The sequence below is a fragment of the Endozoicomonas sp. ALB032 genome, assembly GCF_049310125.1.
Lineage (GTDB): Bacteria > Pseudomonadota > Gammaproteobacteria > Pseudomonadales > Endozoicomonadaceae > Endozoicomonas_A.
Genome location: NZ_JBLYNW010000001.1, coordinates 4,602,275 through 4,626,448, shown reverse-complemented (window position 1 = coordinate 4,626,448; position 24,174 = coordinate 4,602,275). Strand labels below are relative to the sequence as shown.

7 protein-coding genes are annotated in these 24,174 nt (G+C 45.3%); 3 read left to right on the top strand and 4 right to left on the bottom strand.

Features of this window, described 5'->3' with window-relative positions:
• Positions 1–165: 165 nt before the first annotated feature.
• From ACO6VG_RS17090 to ACO6VG_RS17075, 4 genes are all read right to left on the bottom strand, one after another.
• Positions 166–915, bottom strand: a complete 750-nt coding sequence (locus tag ACO6VG_RS17090; protein ID WP_422413702.1) for a metallophosphoesterase family protein — start codon at positions 913–915, stop codon at positions 166–168.
• 193 nt (positions 916–1,108) lie between these two features.
• On the bottom strand, positions 1,109–2,686 hold the full coding sequence (guaA, locus tag ACO6VG_RS17085; RefSeq protein WP_422137766.1) for a glutamine-hydrolyzing GMP synthase: 1,578 nt from the start codon (positions 2,684–2,686) through the stop codon (positions 1,109–1,111).
• 130 nt (positions 2,687–2,816) lie between these two features.
• Positions 2,817–4,286, bottom strand: a complete 1,470-nt coding sequence (gene guaB, locus ACO6VG_RS17080; protein ID WP_422133414.1) for an IMP dehydrogenase — start codon at positions 4,284–4,286, stop codon at positions 2,817–2,819.
• A gap of 803 nt (positions 4,287–5,089) precedes the next feature.
• Positions 5,090–5,251, bottom strand: coding sequence for a hypothetical protein (locus ACO6VG_RS17075; protein WP_422137765.1), 162 nt, complete (start codon positions 5,249–5,251; stop codon positions 5,090–5,092).
• 439 nt (positions 5,252–5,690) lie between these two features.
• Between ACO6VG_RS17075 and ACO6VG_RS17070 the strand changes: the two genes are divergently transcribed.
• The 3 genes from ACO6VG_RS17070 (at position 5,691) to ACO6VG_RS17060 (ending at position 24,054) form a co-directional block, all read left to right on the top strand.
• Complete coding sequence (locus ACO6VG_RS17070) at positions 5,691–14,111, top strand: hypothetical protein (protein ID WP_422474836.1); 8,421 nt, start codon at positions 5,691–5,693, stop codon at positions 14,109–14,111.
• 395 nt (positions 14,112–14,506) lie between these two features.
• Positions 14,507–22,987 carry a hypothetical protein gene (locus ACO6VG_RS17065; RefSeq protein ID WP_422474834.1) on the top strand — a complete coding sequence of 2,827 codons (8,481 nt, stop codon included), beginning with the start codon at positions 14,507–14,509 and terminating at the stop codon, positions 22,985–22,987.
• A gap of 86 nt (positions 22,988–23,073) precedes the next feature.
• Positions 23,074–24,054: an IS1595 family transposase gene (locus ACO6VG_RS17060; protein WP_422413678.1), complete on the top strand. Its 981-nt coding sequence runs from the start codon at positions 23,074–23,076 to the stop codon at positions 24,052–24,054.
• Positions 24,055–24,174 lie beyond the last annotated feature (120 nt).

Below are 24,174 nucleotides of genomic sequence, written 5' to 3'. Positions count from 1 at the left end.
TGCATTCCCACGCTGGAGCGTGGGAACGAGCCATAGTAAGGAATCTTTTGAAAGCTCTGTTTAGCTACTTCCGATGCTGCTTATGAGAATGCCCTACCCTATGATTTCTTCGGTTCCCAGGCTCCAGCCTGGGGACCAGACACAATTCACCGGGATTCATAATATCTATATGACAGCCCTTCCACTCTCCAGGGCTATCGCCCAGTCCAAGCGATTTCTCTGCTTTGCTGCCTGAACAGCATTCTCATATTTATATGGAATTCTCATATGTTCAACTTGCCAACCAGATGAAGTACTTTCAACAATGCAGTACGAAGCCAAATTGGAATAGTTTTCCATTTTGTGGGGAATTGGCTCATCATCAAAATAGGCGGGTAATCCGACGCTTCCGGGGTTTACAACAAGCTGGCCGTTACTGAGCTGCACAGAGCGTGGAATGTGGGTATGACCACATAAAATCAATGATTCTTTGACCCCTGCCAGTAATCCCAGGATTTCTGTATCTGATCTCACTCTGGCATAACCTTGAGCAACATCCTCAAGCATGTAGACCAGGTCATTGTCTGGAGTGCCGTGACAGATGAAAACATCATTATCCAGAGATTTTGCTTCTGGTAATCCCCTCATCCATTGGAGTGGCTCTTTACCCAATTCGGATAAGATAAACTGCATTGTTGGATTTGAAGAGATCTCTGATTCTGTAGCCTGATAAATTTGACGGTCCTGATTCCCTCGAATCGTTATTACTTCTTCTGTTTGGAGAAGATCATAAGTTTCTCTTGGAGCCAATGGGCCATATAAAATATCTCCAAGATTTATAAGGCCATCAACGCCTTTGCGTTTTGCATCCAAGAGAATGGCTTCCAGAGCCCATACATTGCTATGAATATCAGAAAGTACTGCAATTTTTTTCATATTCTTGGTTCTGCAATTTACTCAAATGTTTGATTTGGCCATGTAACAGCTTACTTGCCGACTCAGTTTCGCATAACACACTTAGTGTGAAAACCAGAGTTATTCGGCCCCCTGTGGAGCGTGAGAACAACTCAAAAAAAACGGCTCATCCTTCGACAAGCCACTCCATTTCACTTAACCGGTCAATCCGATGCTATTCCCACTCAATCGTCGCAGGTGGCTTGCTGGATACGTCGTAAGTCACCCGGGAAACATGCTCTATCTCGTTGATGATCCGGCTGGAAACCTTCTCCAACAGTTCATAAGGCAGGTGGGCCCAACGAGCCGTCATAAAGTCGATGGTTTCTACCGCGCGTAAAGCCACCACATACTCGTAACGACGACCGTCACCAACCACACCTACGGATTTAACCGGCAGGAAGACAGCAAAGGCCTGACTGGTCTTGTGATACCAGTCGGCTTTATGCAGTTCTTCAATAAAAATGGCATCTGCCTCACGGAGAATATCGCAGTACTCTTTCCTGACCTCTGCCAGTACCCTTACGCCCAGACCCGGGCCGGGGAATGGGTGGCGATAAACCATGTCATAGGGCAGTCCAAGCTCAAGACCAATCTTGCGCACCTCATCCTTGAACAGTTCACGCAGAGGCTCAACCAGCTCCATCGCCATATCTTCAGGTAAACCACCCACATTGTGGTGTGACTTGATAACATGGGCCTTGCCAGACTTGGCGCCTGCTGATTCGATTACATCAGGATAGATAGTGCCCTGAGCCAGGAACTGGACATTATCCAGGGCAGCAGCCTGCTGATCAAAGACTTCAATAAAGGTGTTACCGATAATTTTTCGCTTGGCCTCAGGGTCCTGAACACCTCTTAGCTTGTCCAGAAAAAGCTCTTCAGCATCAGCGCGAATAACACGTACCCCCATGTTCTCAGCGAACATGGCCATCACCTGATCACCTTCATTCAGACGCAGCAGACCATTATCGACAAAGACACAAACCAGCTGATCACCGATAGCCTTGTGCAACAGCGCTGCCACAACACTGGAATCCACACCGCCAGAAAGACCCAGCAGTACGGTTTTATCACCCACCTGTTCCCGAACGCGGGCAATGGCATCCTCAATAATTTGTCCCGGAGTCCAAAGCTTTTGGCAGCCGGCAATATCAATGACAAAACGTTCCAGGATGCGACCGCCCTGTTTGGTGTGAGTCACTTCGGGGTGAAACTGGACACCATAGTATTGCTTCTCTTCACAAGCTATGGCTGCAAAAGGACAGGAATCGGTAGAAGCCGCTACCACAAAGCCTTCAGGCAGCTGGGAAACCTTGTCGCCGTGGCTCATCCAGACATCCAGACTCAGACGACCCTGCTCATTCACATGGTCTTCAATGCCATCGAACAGTCTGACCTTGTTTTCCAGATTCACTTTGGCATAACCGAACTCACGCAGATTTGAGGTCGATACCTTGCCACCCATCTGCCCTGCCATAGTCTGCATGCCATAGCAGATACCCAACACAGGAACCCCCAGATCAAAAACAGCCTCCGGCGCGCGAGGCGAAGCATCACCGGTCACGGATTCAGGCCCACCGGAAAGAATCACCGCCCTCGGGGCAAACTCGACAATAGCCTGCTCATCCATATCATAGGGATGCAGCTCACAATAAACGCCTATCTCACGTACACGACGGGCGATCAGCTGTGTGTACTGGGAACCAAAATCCAGAATCAGAATTCGTTCGGCGTGGATATCCTCTAACATGTGTCTTCTCAAAATTAGATAACTGCTACGACAAGCAACAAGCGGTCTTCGAGGTGGATGAAGGCCTGTTACTGATACGACATTCGTTAAACTGCGGATGATAGAGCCAACAGTTCAAGGGATAATCAAATTAACCCACCCGGTAATTGGGTGCTTCTTTGGTAATGGTTACATCATGGACATGAGACTCTTTCATACCCGCATTGGTCACCCGAACGAACTCAGGCACCGTGCGCATGGTCTTCATATCTGCCGAGCCGGTGTATCCCATTGCAGCACGCAGACCGCCTACCATCTGATGGACAATGGCATTCAGCGGCCCTTTGTAGGGTACACGACCTTCAATACCTTCCGGGACCAGCTTCTCGGCACCGGCTTCCGCACTCTGGAAGTAACGATCACTGGAGCCGGAAGCCTGAGCCATGGCACCCAGGGAACCCATGCCACGATAGGCTTTGTAACTTCTGCCCTGATACAGTTCAACTTCGCCGGGAGCTTCCTCGGTACCTGCCAGCATACTTCCCAGCATGACCGCACTGGCACCCGCTACGATGGCTTTAGCCAGATCACCGGAGAAGCGAATCCCGCCGTCGGCAATCACCGGAATACCCGTTCCTTCCAAGGCTGCCACAACGTTGGCTACCGCAGAAATCTGCGGTACACCGATACCGGTCACGATGCGAGTAGTACAGATTGAGCCGGGACCGATACCCACTTTCACACCATCGGCACCTGCATCAGCCAGGGCCCTGGCTGCTGCACCGGTAGCAATATTACCGCCAACAACCTGAACCTGTGGATAGGTTTCCTTAACCCAGCGAACCCTCTCGATAACCCCTTTGGAGTGACCGTGAGCGGTATCAACGATCACAACGTCAACACCAGCATCGACCAGAGCAGCGACTCGCTCCGGGGTTTCAGGTCCGGTACCAACTGCCGCACCCACTCTCAGCTGACCATGGGAATCTTTACTGGCGTTAGGGTAGTCCTGGGCTTTCTTGATATCTTTTACGGTCATCATACCGACCAGATTAAACGCCTCATTAACCACCAGCACTTTCTCGATACGATGTTTATGAAGCAGCTTGCGAACGGCCTCCTGGTCAGTTCCTTCCTTCACAGTGACCAGTCTCTCTTTAGGGGTCATGATATCAGCCACAATCTTGTCCAGATTGGAGACAAAACGAACGTCACGGCTGGTGACAATACCGACCAGATCACTGCCATCCAGGACAGGAACTCCGGATATCTTATGACGACCGGTCAGTTCAAGAAGATCTCTGACCGACGCTGCCGAGTCAATCGTAATAGGGTCCTTGACCACACCACTTTCATGCTTTTTAACCTTGCGAACTTCATTAGCCTGTTGAGCAACAGTCATATTCTTGTGAATGATGCCAATCCCACCCTCCTGAGCCATGGCAATGGCCAGACGAGCCTCGGTCACGGTATCCATGGCTGCCGAGATCAGGGGGATTTTCAGCTCGATTTCGCGAGTCAGTTTTGTGGTCAGAGAAACATCTTTGGGGAGAACTTCTGAATATCCGGGCAGAAGCAGGACGTCATCGAAAGTGAGGGCTTCTTGGGCGATTCTCAGCATTACCTGTTACCGATCCGAGTGTATTGAGTGGATGGAAAGAATCTCGTGGATTATACATCAAGATCATTATCAATAAAACAGAAAATCCATTCAAATAGTTTGAATGCGCATACAAAAATACCAAGAGGCGGCTCAAGATCTTTTTCCCTTGAGAAATCAGGGTATAAGAGGGTAGCACCCCGGCAATATCAGCCGCGAACAGTACACAAACGGACACCGACTCAGATTTTGAGAATCCGGACTATCGGCTGGTCTGCTAAACAAGATAACCGACACAGTACATGAGTTTACGATTATTGATCATCACCCGAAGGTGTTGTTTCAAGAAACGTTTGGTATTTTCATCAGGATTTTTGCAAAGCTAAACGACTGACTGTTGCCTAAATTGAAAAGTGTCATCAATGCGTTAACCCCATTCTGGAAAAAGCAGACTCAGTGGACATCCCTTTGGTTACTTTTGACTCTGATGTTAATTCTGATATTCCAAAAACATGTATCGCAGCTCACAATAAAAAGACAGGACCAATGGCCCTTGAAACCTTAGCTGAGATCATTAGAGATCAGACAAGTTAGCCATTATTTTTCGCAATGCCTGCATTTCGTCTGCTACTAATTGCATTGAAAATTTTGTTAAGCAGATCAAAAAGAACTTCCCATCTATCGAGCTGATTAGTTTTCTTTATTCAAATAGAGAACCACAAAAAGTAATGAACCAGACAATGAAAACTGTTCTTATCAGTCCTGACCTGAAACCAATTTATGCCAGTAATAAGTGGTACTTATTCAGATGTAGCCAGTGCCAATCAAAGCCGATGACTGGCTGGAAAAATCAAGTTAGCTGGTTTTGATGTCGTTGATGCCGTCATTAACTTGGTTTTAACGTTCCGCAGGGACTCATTATTCAGGATACCCATCATAATGACTTCCTTGACCTTACGAACTTGAATATTGAGAAGGTAATCCATGTATCTCCAAAACTTGTAAACATTAGAAAAACACGCAGCCCTGAAAAAAATAATTTTATCAAGCCATCAGGTTAATAGATTACAAACTGTTAAAGAAAAAATATCCTCCTCCGGCTTTTCTATGACTACCGGCATTCACTAGCCGTTCTGACATCAATCGATTTATTCCTGATCGGGATGGTGAATATCACCGGTTCAAAACCAACACCCAAACTACATACAGAGCCAATCTTGCTACATCCTGAACCCACTGCTATTTTTTCTCAGACTCCATGGATATCAAAACAATACAGTCGGTAAAAATAAAAACTGTTATTTAACAGGTCAACTTTGATTGACAAATTAATAATTATCAAATGGGATCTACGGCAATTCTATGCTTGTTTGTCACAGAAGACTGTTAAAACTTCACTTAATTGCGCTGCTATTCGCGATTGAAATGAACGTACATTCAGGTCATGCCTCCAGCTACCAGAATGAACCTGGGTACAAGGCGCCAGAAATCCGCTTTTTAGGTCTCTACGCAGGATTTAAAGCCAATAACTTTCACCTCAAGCTGAGTAATCATTATCACGTAATACACGACGTTGGCACCCCCAAAAAGCTGTCCCTTTTTTTCAGGCATCAATGGTTGAGTCACCTGCCCGGCTTTCTGTTAGCAAAGCTGCTTCCTCCTTCAATCGTACCCTACCCTTCTTTCAGTCGCGGATTTCCCTCACTGTCCCGGGCTTTTGGTGATGCCCCCGATTGCAACCCTCATCCGGTGATGATCGATCACTCTTTGCTGAAAGGCCAACTGTCAATTCAAACCACTTGTATCGAAAATCATCCTGTCTGGCAGATTACGGCCTCACCCTCGACATCATCGTCAGAGACTCAGGCCGTCGAGGGTGATTCTCTGTCTGCCTGGCTGTCGCTTTGGAAACTACTAAACGACACCCATACCAGTACCCTTTACCTGCGTCCCTGGCGAGAAAGTCAGCAGAATCGCCTGCAGGCTATTATCTGCCAGACCAATCCGCTTACAGAGCATAAAAAGTGTCAGAGCGTTCTTATTGATTTCCCGCTGAATCACGCAAAACCCTGGCTATTGCCCGAACTGGCTGGAAAAGACAGTATCAGCGCTGACGGGCAAACCGCTCTGGACAGTAGTTATATCAAGCGGGTCAATCAGGCTATTGATTGCCTCTCTTCCCACGATAAGTTGTTTGGAGAATCCAATAAAAGCAAGCCAGCTGACAAAGAAAAAATACACGCTTGCCAAAATAAGCACTGGCTTTATCAGTGGTCAGATCAAAACTGGGTTTATCAACCTGGCATTCCCGAGACTGCAATAAACCCCGGCCCGGCACTCATGACCGGGAAGTACTTTAACCTCTGGGCACTGGAAAAGGTATCGCCCGGCAATGATACCTACCCGGCCTGGTCGAGATCTTCTTTGTTCATCGCCCGCAACGACAGACATCGGAAATACCATTTCTGGGGAGCAGGTGACCCGGTGCTGCTGATGCGGTTCGCTGATGCCCCTTATAATGTCGAGGATCATTACGCCGGTTGGGATGGACCAGAGGTTGGCACCCTGGTAGAAAGTGAGCATCTCAACCTGGCTGCCCTGCTTATGAGCACGGTGACCAATACGCCCTTTAATCTCTATCAGTGGCGGGGAATTCTCTCAGGGTTCACATCACCCATCCCGAAAAGCCTCAGTGCCCTGGTAAGGGAGCAGATTCTGAGCGACCCTGGTTCACTTTACCAGTTTGTTAAACGGCGGCCTGAGTTACTGAACAATGTGTTGACCTATTTAAACCGTGAGTTTCCGGGCCACCCTGTCCACTCATACTTTTCCGGTCGTGTATCACCTTTTTTTAGCCATCAAACAAACGGAAACCCATTGGCTTTGGTGCCCGAAACAAGCAACGCGTTCGACCGTTTTCTTACCCTTGCCCCCCCTCATCAATCAGATGCATCACTCCCTTCAACAGAGTTTGCTTCGGGCATAATGACTGTTTCTGGTATTCAAGGGAGTAGTGAGCCGCCTGTAGCCCAAGCCTGCCCAGCTTTTTGCTCTGACCAAAAAGCGCAACAAGGCGGCAACAGAAGTCAACGAAGTGCTAAATCGGACGCCAGGAAAAATAACGATAATGAGCCGCCACCACCGGACGGCAACCATCCGGTCACACCAGCAGACGCAGTGTACTCAGCCTCCCTGCTTAAACGTCTATTGTATTTGTACAGGTGCTCCGGTCTTCGGCCTGAAAGAGTGACTCAAAGATCAGACTTTCTTTCAGAACAGCTTGGTGTCACATCCAGGGAAAAATTTGAAACCCTGCTCCGTCTGTGCAAACCGTCCGATTGTGGAAGTGAAACATTATATAACCAGATGCTCCGGGGTTTTGACCCGAAAGACCAACAACACATGATGCTGGCATCAAAAGCTTTGCAAAATTCGATACAAGTCATCGTTCATGATGGTCAGGAATATCGCTGCTATGACCATGATAAAAACCACGATCATACTCCTCGTCGGCTTCTGGAAAGGCTTGAAGATCGCCATATCTTCCTGTTTCACAACAATCACGCTGTAAAACTGTCTTCTCACAGTGACAACAAACTATGGTTCACTCACTTCCTGACCAACTCCCGCTTAAATACTGAGGAAAGTGACTGGCTGGCAGCCAATTGGGTTGAAAAGGCTTTATGGGATCTGTTTCCACAATGGCAGAAAGATGTCTTATTATGCCGGGAAAGTCTTGAAAACCCATCCATAAAATTTGCCAGCGAAGCACTAAAACGGGCATTTACTTCACCTGCTGAATTCATGCGGGGAGGACACGAAAATAACCAGTTCAGGTTTTACAATAAATTAGGCCTTGTTTGCTACCCCTTCGAGGATACAGAGAACCCCGATGGAATGTTTTACATTAGTAAAAACGTGCTTGGAGCAGTGATTTTTTTCTGGGAAGACTCTGCCAGCAAATATATTTCCTTTATAGCGCCGGATCTCTCCACATCAGCAATAAACGACAAAATACAGTCTTTGGATACTCATTTAAAAGATTATTCCGAGGGTGCATTTTTAGTAAAAAAACAGGATATCCGCTATGTAATTCCTGCACTGATAGTGCTCGCACCTGTTTTTAGAAAAACCTATACAGAAGCCGAAAAAATTATATCCGATACTGAAGGTGCTCTCGTTTACGGTGGTTTAGCCAGGTGGCAACACCTCAGGTCATCGGTTAAACCCACTGAACTGGGCAAGGTACCTGTTACCAATGATATTGACCTGGCAGTCAAAGATACCACAAGCCTGGAAAACATTTCGGCTTCTATGGAGGCAAAGCTAAGAGGTGTCCTGCCTGGCACTACCGTTAGACGCAACAACATTTACGGTACGGTTTTAGACAGCCCAAAGATCTTGCAGCGCCAAGGGCTACTGCACACCTTAAAGATCAACTGCTTTCCCGATACGAACGAAGAAAACACCATCGGGTTCGCCAGTTACGAGGCGAAAAAATGGCGAATCTTATCAATCGATATTTCTGCCGGTCCTGAAGGGTATTTCGATTTCATACATGTAGAACCTTTTGCCACAGGCTCCAGACTGGCTATGCCAAACCTGCCCACAATGGTTGAAAAACTGTTGCAGGATACCCAACTCGATCAAACCTACCCGGGTATTGATTCAAAGCGACGGATGAAAAATGCTCAAAATGCATTAAAAATATTGCTATCAAGTGACACTGAGCAACAGGTACAGACAATGATTCAAAAGTCGGTATTCAGCAGCTCTTCAGAGTCATCCGGGTTACCGGAATTTCTGCATCCGTATATCAAGCCTGAACCCGAAAATGAACAGAAAAGCACTATTGAGTTAGAGAATAAGGCAGAGAATAAGGCAGAGAATGATGCGAATAATCAACATCCTTTAGTTGCTGCCAAAACCAAAACAACAACTCCCGCTGTCAATGAGCCTCTGAAAGACAATGTACCGGGACAGACAACTATTGCCGCACATGCTGCAATTGCCAGTACTGCTAATGTCAAAGGTACAGAATCGATAACTCATGATCCGACTTTAAATTCCCGTAGGAAGAAAAAGAAACAGAGACAAAAGCTGAAAAAAACGGTTCAGCCAAAAGCAGGCAACATTGCAACTGCGACAGACGAGGGCGATATCAAAGTAGAAGCCAGCCCTGATAATCAAAGCGCTACAGTAGTTCATAACAGCAAGACAACAGCCCCTGATACTACTGAACGCTCAAACAAAAGAAAGAAGGAAACCGTCGCCCAAAAGCCAATCTCGAATCTGATCGACTTAGAAACGGCACTGTCCTGGTCCGTAGAAATATCAAACTGGCTTAAGGAGATGGAATATAACTTTTCGGGAGAGCTAAACAAGGCAATAAAGACACGACATTGTGGTCCCACTGAAGAAAGGGAAGCCTCTGATGAAAACAAAGCCACAGCAGAAAAACCTGCCACCAATACAGAACTGGATACACTGCAAAATCAACTGCAGGAGGGAAAAGCAAAAATCTTGAAAATACTGGCCTGTACCGGGGCTTCTGCTGATACATCCGGATATCAACCTTTCATCACCATCAATCTGACTAATACCCTGAGTAGAGAGCAGCACATAGAGTTAAAACAGGCAGCTTATGAGGACCACTTTCCCTATGCCCAACTGGTTCAGGCGTTGTTCATTTTGAACAAAAAATTACCCTCTGGAAAATCAGAAGCACTTCAGATCTATGAACATGCCTTCGAGCTATTGTTACCGGCAGCTATTGCCGGTATACCACTTGCCTATCAATTATTAATCGCAATGCAATTGCACAGCCACCATCCGGCGGGCTGGCCCCAGATAGAACCTGTAAACCGATTGTTACGTAGTATGACTTCCAGAGAGACAAGCTTGAACCAGGTAAAGATTGAAGGCTTGTTGAATGGTGGATTTCTGGAACAGCTCTATCAGGATACAGATGTTACCGCCCTGTTAAAGATTGAGCAGGGTTTCGCCAAAGCGTCAGACCTCTCAGGCAGAGGCAGAGAAGTGAAGGCCATACTCAATGCCCTGAGAGAACCGGATACCCCCTCTACATTAAAAGCCCTGAAAGCTGTCCGCCCCGGAACCCGGGAACTGCAACAAACCATCGCTTCACTGAAACTGATTCTGGAAAGAAAAAAAGAACCAGCGGCAGGTCAGATACATAGTGAGCTTTGGGCCTGCACCCTCAACACCCTGCAGATCCAGGGAGCCTCCAGGAAAAAAACTCAGTTCATTGATATAACGAGTTTCCCGCAGGTGCTGGCGATGACTGACCTGAAAGTATTCACGGGCGCTGAGCGTACCGGACAATCGTTCAGAAGTAATCAACCCAAATTCATAGCTTTTTGGAAAATGAGTTTTTGGGAGGACTATCTCAAAGCTTCGTTGAGCAAAGACAGGAAGAATGAAAGGGAAGTATTTGAGGAGTATCATGACAAAATAGGCCATAAAGCGACTGATAAATTCAGGCCCTATTTAATTAACGACTGGATTCTTGCCCGATCTTTTCTGCTTTCAAGGAGCTTTGTTCAAACCAGAGAAGTTCCGGTTTCGATCTCCTCCACTCCACCAGTCATTTCGAAGCAAGTAACTTCTGGAACAGGCACAAATTCTGGAAAAACAAAAAACTCAGCCAGACCGTCAAAAGGACCAAAGCCAGGCATCAGAATATCAAAAGACCAATTCAATGAACACGCTCACATCCAGTATTTATTACAGCTGGATATCAATATTATTCAGGAAGTCAGATTTATTCAGGAAAACCCGGAAAATTTTTTGCAACAGGTAGAAAAGCAGATCTCTGCATTCAGAAGGTCTTTACTAAAAAACAAAAATCCAACAAACGAGCTGGGAATAGGATATTACTATTTTCTAAAGGCACTCGCACTGATGAGGGCAAAAGTGTCAGGTGATAACAGAACCATTGAATTGTCCTTTAGCCCGGAAGTCAGGCTCAACGCCAAAAACATAAAGGAAACTATTATACACTCTCAACATTTCTACTTCCCTTATGCAAGGATGCTCATGCTGTTTTTCGATTATGCTATTAAAGGAGAGCCTGACGTTAAATTACAAGCCTGTATCTCTGCATTCTCCGGGGTGTCACAGTCTATTGAGATTTTATTAGAAATGGAATCAGATTCAGCAGCTCTGGCCGGAATCTTACTCAAGTGGCTACTGCTGATTCCAAAGCCTTTCGAACTGAGACTGGCCCTTGCTGCAGATATTAACCTGAAAAACCCGCAAAGCAAGATTCCGGGCAGGATAACACCTTCCATACTTATAATCAGAGAGTTTTTGGATCAGCTTCCGCTAAAAAGCACTGATGACGCAGTTGATCTTGCCTTGAAGCGAATAAGCGAGATGTTTCTGAATATCCAACAGCTGCCAAAAGGACAGCACGAACAAATGCTGGCGGTAGCGGCATGTTTAGCGGCAACGGAAGCAGCGCAAATGGAATCGGCGGCAATGAAAGCGCATGAGGAAGCACAGAAGCGTGCAGATACAATCAAAATCAATGAAGCAGCGTTGGCATTTGTGGTAGCGAAAGCAGCAGCAAAAGAGGCATCGGAGGCTATAGCAGAAGTGGAAATGCGAATGGAAATAGAGGTAGGAGATGGTTCTAAAGCGGCAGCATCAGTGGCAGCTCAATCGGAACTGTCAACAGCGGCAATATTGAGACTGGAAGTGGCATCGGAGAAAGCAGTGGAAGCAGAAAAAGTAATGCAAGAGGAAGCGAAAAAGGAAGCAATATTAAAATTGGTGCTGCACTTTGCCACTGATCGAATAGACTTGCTTCACTTTAATAGCCTGGATTTATCCTCAGTTATCTTGCGTCTTACTGTGCCAGGCATTCTTTACGCAACCTCATTGGGATCCGCATTCCTCACCAAAAAAAAGGCGCAACTCGCTGAAGATATTAATCCAGAGAAGCGGGCAATTGCAGACATCATTAAACTTGCTTTTCATCTGATCGGTTCACCTGAAGAAGTAGAGCCCGTTTTTCCTCATCTTGAAGCCCTTCCCCTCGATACCCAAGTCAACTTAACCGCTAATCATTTTGGCCATGACATACAACTTCTAAAAAAATTAATTAGCTTATTCCCTGAACTGGCTGCCGAGAATAAGCTACAATGGTACAATATTTATTTGCTGATTCACGAGTACACGATCAGGCAGTTCGGTGGCAATGCAGAACAGGTAAAACAACTGCAGAATGATTCAGAAGATTGGAAAAAAACACGTAAATGGCTTGAAAACCATATATGGTATAAGCCATTCCAAACGGGTGATACTTATTTTACACCAAAGAACGTCGACTATGCTATTTTTGACACTACTTTGATTAAAGAGTTCAAAAGTGGGGACGAAAGAGCTTTTATTTTTGCTATTGAGCAAAGCAGCAGAGTTGGCTATCAGAAATTGTCACAACGGATAAACCAATATAAAGATAAAAATGACCCTGAATCAGTAGATATTTTAAGCTGGCTTCATTGCCTGGCTGGCTTGACACTTCTGGAGGCGGAAATAAGTTCTGATCACCAGCGGGTAATACTAAACGGCCACAAAAGAGTCCTGCGCATTGCTTATGATCATTTCTTCAAGTCACGTAAAATTGGCTTTCAATATGCTGGTTATCTGGAATCACTGGTACTTATGCGACTAATAAACCACTACCAGCATTATCAGGGCGAGACATCCGAAGCCTGGCAAACTGACTCGATCAACAAGCCTGTTACTGAATATGCATCGACCAAAAGACCGGAGGAAAAAATCTTTATTGAAGCGGATAAGATTGTTACGGAAGTTTTGCCTGGCTTGTTATCAAGCTCTATATTTGGTGTACGTTTTGCCGCTGAAACAGCCATCAGAATATTTACTGACAAACGCTTTAATCTTCTGCATATCCCACAGGCTGGCTGGCCGGCAATGATCATAAGACATCTTCTGGTTACCCCTGTAAATCATCACCTCCAGTTTCTGTTCAGCAATGGTGAGTCTGAAGCTGAAAAAGCGTTATTTCCCATGATAAGTGACCCAGACAGTATTGAAGGAATACTTATGAAACCACTGGAGGAAACAAGGCAGGTAACCATTCATGAAAGACTGAAAGATTATGGTATTTTCCTGGACAATGAAATCGAAAATAGCAACAGGCCAGAAAATATTAAAAAGTATTTAAGTCTTGTCAAGGCTTTTGTATTGGATAAACCAGAGGTTCTGAATACAGCATCCGAGGCAACAGCCTCTGATAGTGATCAATTCTCAGAGAATATTGCAAGCTATGAGTTAAGCCGTTATGACTATACAAAATTGTTTGAAGCACTTCAGGAAACACCACATCCTGAAACCGGTTTTGATGAATTCGTTTATAACCTGCCCCAGCTGGAATCTCACCCAAATTATGAGGCTATAAGCAATGCTCTTTTGAAGAAACATCGCACAAAGTCAGCCTTGGTTCACTATTATTTATGGGCTTATGAGACCCTCAATGATAACAGTGATAACGAGCGAGACCTGTTCTGGGATGGGATAATGACACAGGAGATTGAAAAAAATGAACCAATGAAAAGAGCTTTTCTTGCACTTCTGGCAACTGCCGATCTAACTGTTATGTATGAAGAGAAGCGGGAAGCCATGATTACCGCATTCAAACGATACAATATAGATATTGCTTCCTGGTTGGCCTTTTTACACTCGATTACAGCCACTTCCGCCTTCCTTCTGGGAGAGAAGCAAAAAGCAGATTTCCATTTCAAGCGTTTTTCAATACAAAAAGAAATATTACCTCAAACCGGATTAATATATTAAGTACCTAACCAGTAAGAGTACCAATAAGGCCAAATGCTTCGGTTCGACAACCCGGCACCGGGCATCCGGCAGATTAACGTATCACCTCTAAGAGTCTATTCGCACAGGTACAAAGCCATCAGGTTCATAGCTTATAAACTGACCGGAGATATTTATTCTCCGACTTTTCAAGAACTACCAGCGTTGACTGACCGGGATGGTGAATATCTCCGGTTCAAAACCAACACCCAAACTACATTCAGAGCCATCCTTGCTACATCCTGAACCCACTGCTATTTTTTCTCAGACTCCATGGATATCAAAACAATACAGTCGGTAAAAATAAAAACTGTTATTTAACAGGTCAACTTTGATTGACAAATTAATAATTATCAAATGGGATCTACGGCAATTCTATGCTTGTTTGTCACAGAAGACTGTTAAAACTTCTCTTAATTGCCCTGCTATTCATAATTGAAACGAACGTACAATCAGGTCATGCCTCCGGCTACCAGAATGAACCCGGGCACAAGGCACCAGAAATCCGCTTTTTGGGTCTCTACGCGGGATTTAAAGCCAATAATTTCCACCTCAAGCTAGGTAACCATTATCACGTAATACACGACGTTGGCACCCCCAAAAAGCTGTCCCTTTTTTTCCAGAATCAATGGTTGAGTCATCTGCCCGGGTTTCTGTTTGCAAAACTGCTTCCGCCTTCAATCATACCCTACCCTTCTTTCAGTCGCGGCTTCCCCTCACTGTCCCGGGCTTTTGGTGATGCCCCCGATTGCAATCTTCATCCGGTGATGATCGATCACTCTTTGCTGAAAAGCCGCTTATCAGTGCAAACCACTTGTATCGAAAATCATCCTGTATGGCAGATTACGGCTTCACCCTCGACATCATCGTCAGAGACTCAGGCCGTCGAGGGTGATTCTCTGTCTGCCTGGCTGTCGCTTTGGAAACTACTAAACGACACCCATACCAGTACCCTTTTCCTGCGCCCCTGGCGGGAAAGTCAGCAGAATCGCCTGCAGGCCATTATCTGCCAGACTAATCCGCTTACAGAGCATAAAAAGTGTCAGAGCGTTCTTATTGACTTCCCGCTGAATCACGCAAAACCCTGGCTATTGCCCGAACTGGCTAAAAAAGACATCATCAGCACTGACGGGCAAACCGCTTTGGACAGTCACTATATCAAGCGGGTCAATCAGGCTATTCACTGCCTCTCTTCCCACGATAAGTTGTTTGGAGAACCCAATAAAAGCAAGTCAGCTGACAAAGCAAAAGTACACGCCTGCCAGAATAATCACTGGCTTTATCAGTGGTCGGATCAAAGCTGGCTTTACCAACCGGGTATTCCCGAGACTGCGGTAGAACCCAGCCCGGCGCTCATGACCGGGAAGTACTTTAACCTCTGGGCACTGGAAAAAGTATCGCCTGGCAATGATACCTGTCCAGCCTGGTCAAGATCTTCTTTATTCATCGCCCGCAACGACAGACATCGGAAATACCATTTCTGGGGAGCAGGTGATCCGGTGCTGCTGATGCGGTTCGCTGATGCCCCTTATAATGTCGAGGATCACTACGCCGGTTGGGACGGACCTGAAATTGGCACCCTGGTAGAAAGTGAGCACCTTAACCTGGCCGCCCTGCTTATGAGCACGGTGACCAGTACGCCCTTTAATCTCTATCAATGGCGGGGAATTCTCTCAGGGTTCATATCCCCCATCCCCAAAAGCCTCAGTGCCCGGGTAAGGGAGCAGATTCTGAGCGACCCCGGTTCACTTTACCAGTTTGTTAAACGGCGGCCTGAGTTAATGAACAATGTGTTGACCTATTTAAACCGGGAGTTTCCGGGGCACCCTGTCCACTCACACTTTTCCGGTCGTGTATCACCTTATTTTAGCCATCAAACAAACGGAAACCCATTGGCTTTGGTGCCCCAAACAAGCAACGCATTCGACGGTTTTCATCCTCCTGCCATCCCTCATCAGCCAGATATGTCACTCCCCTCTATAGGGTTTGCATCAGGCATAATGACTGCTTCTGGTGTCCAGGGGAATAATGGACCGCCTGAATCTCAGTCCTCCCCGAGTAATCCCTCTGCACAAAAAGCCGAACAAAGTGGCAACAAAAGTAAACGAACTGCCAGCTCTGTCGGTAGGAACAATATTGACGACAATGAGCCACCACCACCGGGCGGCAAGCATCCGGTCACACCAGCAGACGCAGTGTACTCAACCTCCTTGCTTAAACATCTATTCTATTTGTACAGGCGCTCCGGACTTCGGCCTGAAAGAATGGCCCATAGATCAGACTTTCTTTCAGAACAGCTTGGTGTCACATCCAGGGAAAAATTTGAAACCCTGCTCCGTCTGTGCAAACCGTCCGATTGTGGAAGTGAAACATTATATAACCAGATGCTCCGGGGTTTTGACCCGAAAGACCAACAACACATGATGCTGGCATCAAAAGCTTTGCAAAATTCGATACAAGTCATCGTTCATGATGGTCAGGAATATCGCTGCTATGACCATGATAAAAACCACGATCATACTCCTCGTCGGCTTCTGGAAAGGCTTGAAGATCGCCATATCTTCCTGTTTCACAACAATCACGCTGTAAAACTGTCTTCTCACAGTGACAACAAACTATGGTTCACTCACTTCCTGACCAACTCCCGCTTAAATACTGAGGAAAGTGACTGGCTGGCAGCCAATTGGGTTGAAAAGGCTTTATGGGATCTGTTTCCACAATGGCAGAAAGATGTCTTATTATGCCGGGAAAGTCTTGAAAACCCATCCATAAAATTTGCCAGCGAAGCACTAAAACGGGCATTTACTTCACCTGCTGAATTCATGCGGGGAGGACACGAAAATAACCAGTTCAGGTTTTACAATAAATTAGGCCTTGTTTGCTACCCCTTCGAGGATACAGAGAACCCCGATGGAATGTTTTACATTAGTAAAAACGTGCTTGGAGCAGTGATTTTTTTCTGGGAAGACTCTGCCAGCAAATATATTTCCTTTATAGCGCCGGATCTCTCCACATCAGCAATAAACGACAAAATACAGTCTTTGGATACTCATTTAAAAGATTATTCCGAGGGTGCATTTTTAGTAAAAAAACAGGATATCCGCTATGTAATTCCTGCACTGATAGTGCTCGCACCTGTTTTTAGAAAAACCTATACAGAAGCCGAAAAAATTATATCCGATACTGAAGATGCTCTCGTTTACGGTGGTTTAGCCAGGTGGCAACACCTTACGTCATCGCTTAAACCCTCCGAACTGGGCAAAGTACCTGTTACCAATGATATTGACCTGGCAGTCACGGATATCAAAAGCCTGGAAAACATTTCGGCTTCTATAGAGAAAAAGCTAAGAGGCGTCCTGCCTGGCACTGCTGTTAGACGCAACAACATTCACACCTTAGTTCTAGCCAGCCCGGGAGAATTGCAGCACGGAGGGCTCCTGCACACCTTAAAGATCAATTGTTTTCCCGATACAAATGAAGAAAATACCATCCGGTTCGCCAGTTACGAGGCAAAAAAATGGCGAATCTTATCGATCGATATTTCTGCCGGTCCTGAAGGATATTTCGATTTCATACGTGTAGAACCTTTTGCCACGGGCTCCAAAATGGTTATGCAAAGCCTGCCCGCAATGGTTGAAAAACTGTTGCAGGATACACAACTTGATCAAACCTACCCGGGTATTGATTCAAAGCGACGGATGCAAAGTGCTCAAAATGCATTAAAAATATTGCTATCAAGTGACACTGAGCAACAGATACAGACAATTATTCAAAAGTCAGTATTCAGCCGTTTTTCAGAGTCGTCCAGGTTACCGGAATTTCTGCATCCTTATATCAGGCGTAAACCTGACAATGAACAGAAAAGCACTATTAAGGTAGAGAATAAGGCAGAAAATGATACGAATAATCAACATCCTTTAGTTGCTGCCAAAGCCAAAACAACAACACCCACTGTCGATGAGCCTCTGAAAGACAATGCACCAGGACAGACAACTATTGCCGCACATGCTGCATTTGCCAGTACTGCTAATGTCAAAGGTGCAGAATCGATAACCCATGATTCGGCTTTAAATTCCCGTAAGAAGAAAAAGAAACAGAGACAAAAGCTGAAAAAAACGGTTCAACCAAAAGCAGGCGACACTGCAACTACGCCAGACGAGGGCGATATCAAAGTAGAAGCCAGCCCTGATAATCAAAGCGCTACAGTAGTTCATAACAGCAAGACAACAGCACGTGATAATGCTGAACGCTCAAACAAAAGAAAGAAGGAAACCACCGCCCAAAAGCCAATCTCGAATCTGATCGATTTCGAAACGGCATTGTCCAGGTCCGTAGAAATATCAAACTGGCTTAAGGAGGTGGATTATAACTTTTCAGGAGAGTTGAATAGAGCAATAAAGACACAAAATTGCGATGCCACTGAAGAAAACAAAGCCACTACAGAAAATCCTGCGCTCGAAACAGAACTCGATACACTACAAAAACAACTGAAGGAAGGAAAGACAAAAACACTGCAAATACTGGCCAGTTCCGGAGCTTCTGCTGATACATCCGGAGACCAGCCGGTCATTACCATCAATCTGACTAATATCCCGGACAGTCAGCAACGCAGGCGTTTAGAGCAGGCGGCTTATGAGGACCACTTCCCCTATGCCCAACTGGTTCAGGCGTTGTTCATTTTGAACAAAAAATTACCCTCTGGAAAATCAGAAGCACTTCAGATCTATGAACATGCCTTCGAGCTATTGTTACCGGCAGCTATTGCCGGTATACCACTTGCCTATCAATTATTAATCGCAATGCAATTGCACAGCCACCATCCGGCGGGCTGGCCTCAGATAGAACCTGTAAATCGATTGTTGCGTAGTATGACTTCCAGAGAGACAAGCTTGAACCAGGTAAAGATTGAAGGCCTGTTGAATGGTGGATTTCTCGAACAGCTCTATCAGGATACAGATGTTACCGCCCTATCAAAGATTGAGCAGGGTTTAGCCAAAGAGTCAGAACTCTCAGGCAAAGGCAGAGAAGTGAAGGCCATACTCAATGCCCTGAGAGAACCGGATACACCCTCCACATTAACAGCCCTGAAAGCTGTTCGTCCCGGGTCTCGGGAACTGCAACAAACCATCGCTTCACTGAAACTGATTCTGGAAAGAAAAAAAGAACCAGCGGCAGGTCAGATACATAGTGAGCTTTGGATCTACACCCTCAACACCCTGCAGATTCAGGGTGCACCCAGGAAAAAATCTCAGTTCATTGATATAACGAGTTTCCCGCAGGTGCTGGCGATGACTGACCTGAAAGTATTCATGGGCACTGAGCGTACCGGACAATCGTTCAGAAGTCATCAACCCAAATTCATAGCTTTTTGGAAAATGAGCTTTTGGGAAGGCTATCTCAAAGCTTCATTGAGCAAGGACAGAAACAATGAAAAGGAAATGCTCTACGAATATCATGAAAAAATAAGGAATAAAGCGATTGAAAAGTCCAGATCTGATTTAATAAAAGACTGGGTTCTAGCTCGATCTTTGCTGCTGTCAAGAGATTTCATTCAAACCAAAGAGGTGACGGTTCCGGCTGCCACTAAACCAGCCACTTCAACTCAACTCACTTCGGCAACAGTTACAAATACTGAAAAAGCAAAAAAAACAATAAATGCCACCAGACGACGAACGGAGCTGAAGCCAGGCATCAGACCCTCTACAGAACAAGTCAATGAACAACTACATACACAGTATTTGTTGCAACTGGATAACAAGATTATTCAGGAAGTCAAATGTATTCATGAGAACCCGGAAGTTTTTTTGCAACAGGTGGAAAAGCACATTACTGCATTCAGAAAAGTTTTATTAAGAAATCATGACCATACAACAAACAAGCTTGGAATGGGTTATTACTATTTTCTGAAAGCACTGGCCATGTTAGGGGCCAAAATGTCGGATGACAACAAAACTATTGAGTTGTCCTTTAGTCCCGAAGTCAAGCTCAACGCCAAAAAGATAAAAGAGGCTATTGTATTGTCTAATAGTCATTTTTTCCCTTATGCCCCGATACTCTTGCTATTTTTTGAACATGGTATGGAAGGCAACCCCAGCGCAGTCACGCAAGCTCATCTCTCTGCATTCTCGGGGGTATCTCAGTCTATTGAGATTTTATTCGAATCGGACTCAGACTCAGCGGTTCAGGCCGGAATGTTACTCAAGTGGCTGGTGCTGATTCCAAGGACTTTCGAATTGAAACTGGCCTTTGATCCAGACACATACCTGAAAAACCCCCATAGCCAGATGCCGGGAAGGGTAACACCTTCCATAAGTGTACTCAGAGAGTTTCTGGAGCAGCTTTCAATAAAAGGCTCTGATGGAGCAGTTGATTTTGTTTTGAATCGAATGAGCCAGAAATTTAAAAATACCCGACATTTTTCAAAAATACAGTATGAACGAGTGTTAGTAAAACCGGAATCAACTGCAGCTGTGCTTACCGCAAAAGAGGCTAATGCAGCGGCAGAATTAGCCGTAAATGAAGAGCAAACGAAAGCGAGAGCGTTCAAGGAAGCGAAAGAGTTAGAGGAAGTGAAAGCAAAAACCTTATCGGCAGTGGATTTAACAGCGAAAGTGCAAGTACTAACAGCAAAAAAAGCAGCTCAAAAAGCAGCACAGGAAGCAAAAGCAAAACTGACAGCAGCAAAGAAAGCGATAGCGGCAGCTGAAGAGGCAGCGACAAAGAAAGCGATAGCGGCAGCTGAAGAGGCAGCGGCAGCTGAAGAGGCAACTAAAGTGAAAGCGGCAGAGAGGGCGGAAGCAACAATAAGATTGATACTGTACTTCGCAACCGGTCGAATGGAACTGTTGGATTTTGGTTGCCTGGATTTATCTCTGTACATCATTAACTTTTCTATATTCGGCTCTGAAGCAAACCCGGAGATTCCCATATTCCTTAGAAAAGCTCAGAGGACGCTCTCTAAAGATATTGACCGTCATAATCGGGCATTGGCAGATATTATAGAACTTGCTTTTTATCTGGTTGGTGCATCAACAGAAGCAGAGCCGACTCTCCCCCATCTTAAAGCCCTCCCCTTCGTTAACCAGGCTCGCTTAACATCCCTTCATTTTGGTCATGATGTACAACATCTGACAAAGTTAATTGGTTTTTCTCGTGAACTGGTTACCGAGGATAACACGTCGTATTGTTATAACACCCTTTCGCTGATACATCAGCATATCATCACGCTCATCGGTGGAAATGCAGAAAATGCACGAAAACTCCAGATTGATTCAGGTGATTGGGAAGAATTACGCAAAATATTTAAGCTCTTTATATGGCATAAGCCAGTAAAGGCTGTTGCACGTAATGTTCAATCAAAATTCATCGACTACTTTGTCTTTAACAGTGAAAATTTGAAAAGGTTCGCAGATGGAGACGAAAGTGCTTTTTTTCTTGCCATTGAACAAGCCAAACAAGCTGGCTATCAGAAATTAAAACAGAAGTTAAGTCTGTATGAAGATAAAATGGATTCCGAATCATTGCAGATGTCAGGCTGGCTTCATTGCCTGGCTGGATTGACGCTTCTGGAGGCAGAATTAAGATCTTTCCAAGAGCCGATAGTATTAACCAGTCGCAAAAGAGTTCTGCCCAGTGCACATGATCATTTCAGGAAAGCACGTCAACTTGGCTTCCCTTATGGTGGTTATCTGGAATCACTGGTGAGTATGCGGCTAAACAACTACCAGCATTATCAGACCGAAACATCAGAAGCCCTGCAAAAAGACTCGACCAATGGGCTTGTCATTCAATACGCATCGACCATAAAACCAGGGGAAAAGCTCTTTATTGAAGCGGGCAAAATTGTTACGGACACATTGCCCGGATTGTTATCAAGCTCTCTAATGGGTGTGAGTTTTGCTGCCGAAGCAGCCATAAGAGTATTTACTAATGAACGGTTTAATCTTCTGCATATTCCTCAGGCTGGTTGGTCAGCACTGATCACAAAGCAATTTTTGATTACCCCCGTAAACCATAACCTCCAATTTGTGTTCAATAATGATGGCACTGAAGTTGAAAAAGCGTTATTTCCCAGGATAATTGATCCAGACAGTATTGAAGGAATACTTCTGAAACCACTGGAAAAAACAAAGCATTTTTCCATTAAAAAAAGACCGAAACACTATGGTATTTGGCTGGATGGTGAAATCAAAAGTGGTGGCAGGTCAGAAAATATTAAAAAGTATTTAAGACTTGTCAAATCTTTTGTATTGGGTGAATCAGACGCACTGGATATATCATCAGAGGCAGCAGCTTCTGATGTTGAACAACTCTCAGAAAATACTGCAAGCTATGAGCTAAGCCGATATGATTATGCAACATCGTTTGAAGTACTGCGGGAAACACCAAAACCTGAAACCTATTTCGATGAGTTCGTTTATAACCTTCCCCGGCTGGAATCTCACCCAAATTATGAGGCTATAAGTAATGCTCTTTTGAAGAAACATCGCACAAAGTCAGCCCTGGTTCATTATTACTTATGGGCTTACGAGACCCTTAATGATCACTTTGATAACGAACGGGATCTGTTCTGGGATGAGATAATGACAAAGAAGATTGACGAAAATGAACCAATGAAACGTGCTTTCCTGGCAGTTCTGGCAACGTCCGACTTAACGGTTATGTACGATAAAAACCGGGAGGCCATGAACATTGCATTTCAAACGTATAATAGAGATCTTGCCTCCTGGCTGGCCTTTTTTCACAGGATCTCGGCCAATTCCGCCTTTATTCTGGGAGAGACACAAAAAGCAGATTTCCATCAAAAGCATTATGATAACCAAAAAGCAATATTACTTTATTCAGTACCTGACCCGTAAGATTACCAGAAAGACCAAAGGCTAAGTTAGCCTTATCTGTTGTTTGAACTATAATACAACGGTCTCCTACTGTAAGGGATGCCGTTATGCAATATGCTCTCTTCAAGTCATTTCTTGATGCCATTTCGACATTGACCAGCCATCAGAAGAATATTCTTAACAAAGCTCTTTCTCCAGAGGTTGAGACCAAGACGCATCAGCCGAACCTGAGCACCACCATTCAACAGAAATTCTCTGAGCACCCGAGGTGCCCTCATTGTGAAAGTGATCAGATAAAACGCTGGGGTAGCAGTGATGGCAAGCAGCGCTACCGTTGCAAGTCATGCCACAAAACATTTAATGCATTAACAGCAACCCCGTTAGCCCGGCTTCGACATCCTGAAAAGTGGCAGACTTATCTGAATGGAATGAGCCACTCCACAACCCTGCGAGTGGCAGCATCTGAATGTGGCGTCACTCTGCGCACCTCTTTCCGCTGGCGACACCGCTTCCTTGTCGTGCTGGAGGATGACCAAGGAAATGATCTGGGTGATATTGTTGAACTGGATGAAACATTTTTGCGTGAGTCCTTCAAAGGGCAGAGATCAGAGCTACCAAGACCAGCAAGACAAAGAGGTAATGATAAAAAAACGGATTGCCGCAAAATTCCCGTTTTGGTCGCAAGAGATCATTCCTCACGAACAGTTGATGGCATCCTCGCCAATGAAAGTGCATCGGAGATGCAGCAGCACCTCGAAGGCCATCTGTCTTCAAAAGCCATTCTGTGCGCTGAAGCCAGCCTGGCTCACGAAAAGCTGGCCAGAGACATGGAGCTGCCGTTGAAAGAGTTAGTGACCTCAGCCGGCCAGCACGTCATTGAAGGTGTGTTCCACATCCAGCATGTGAATGCTTACCACAGCCACTTGAAAGGATGGATTCATGGTGTTTTTCACGGGATTGCGACCAAATACTTGAAACATTATCTGGGCTGGCGGCGAGTGCTGACAGAGGCTACCGAGCTAACAGGTGAACGGCTTTCTGAAAAAATTGCGGGACACTGGTTCAAACAACAGATAAAAGCAACTTAGCCAAGACCAAATGTGTAAATTGAAGACTTGGGTTCAGTTTACGCTCATTATTTTCTATAAACGGCGATAGTTTTCTAACCAGTCAAATAAGGGATCTACAACCCAGCGTTCGGCAGAATT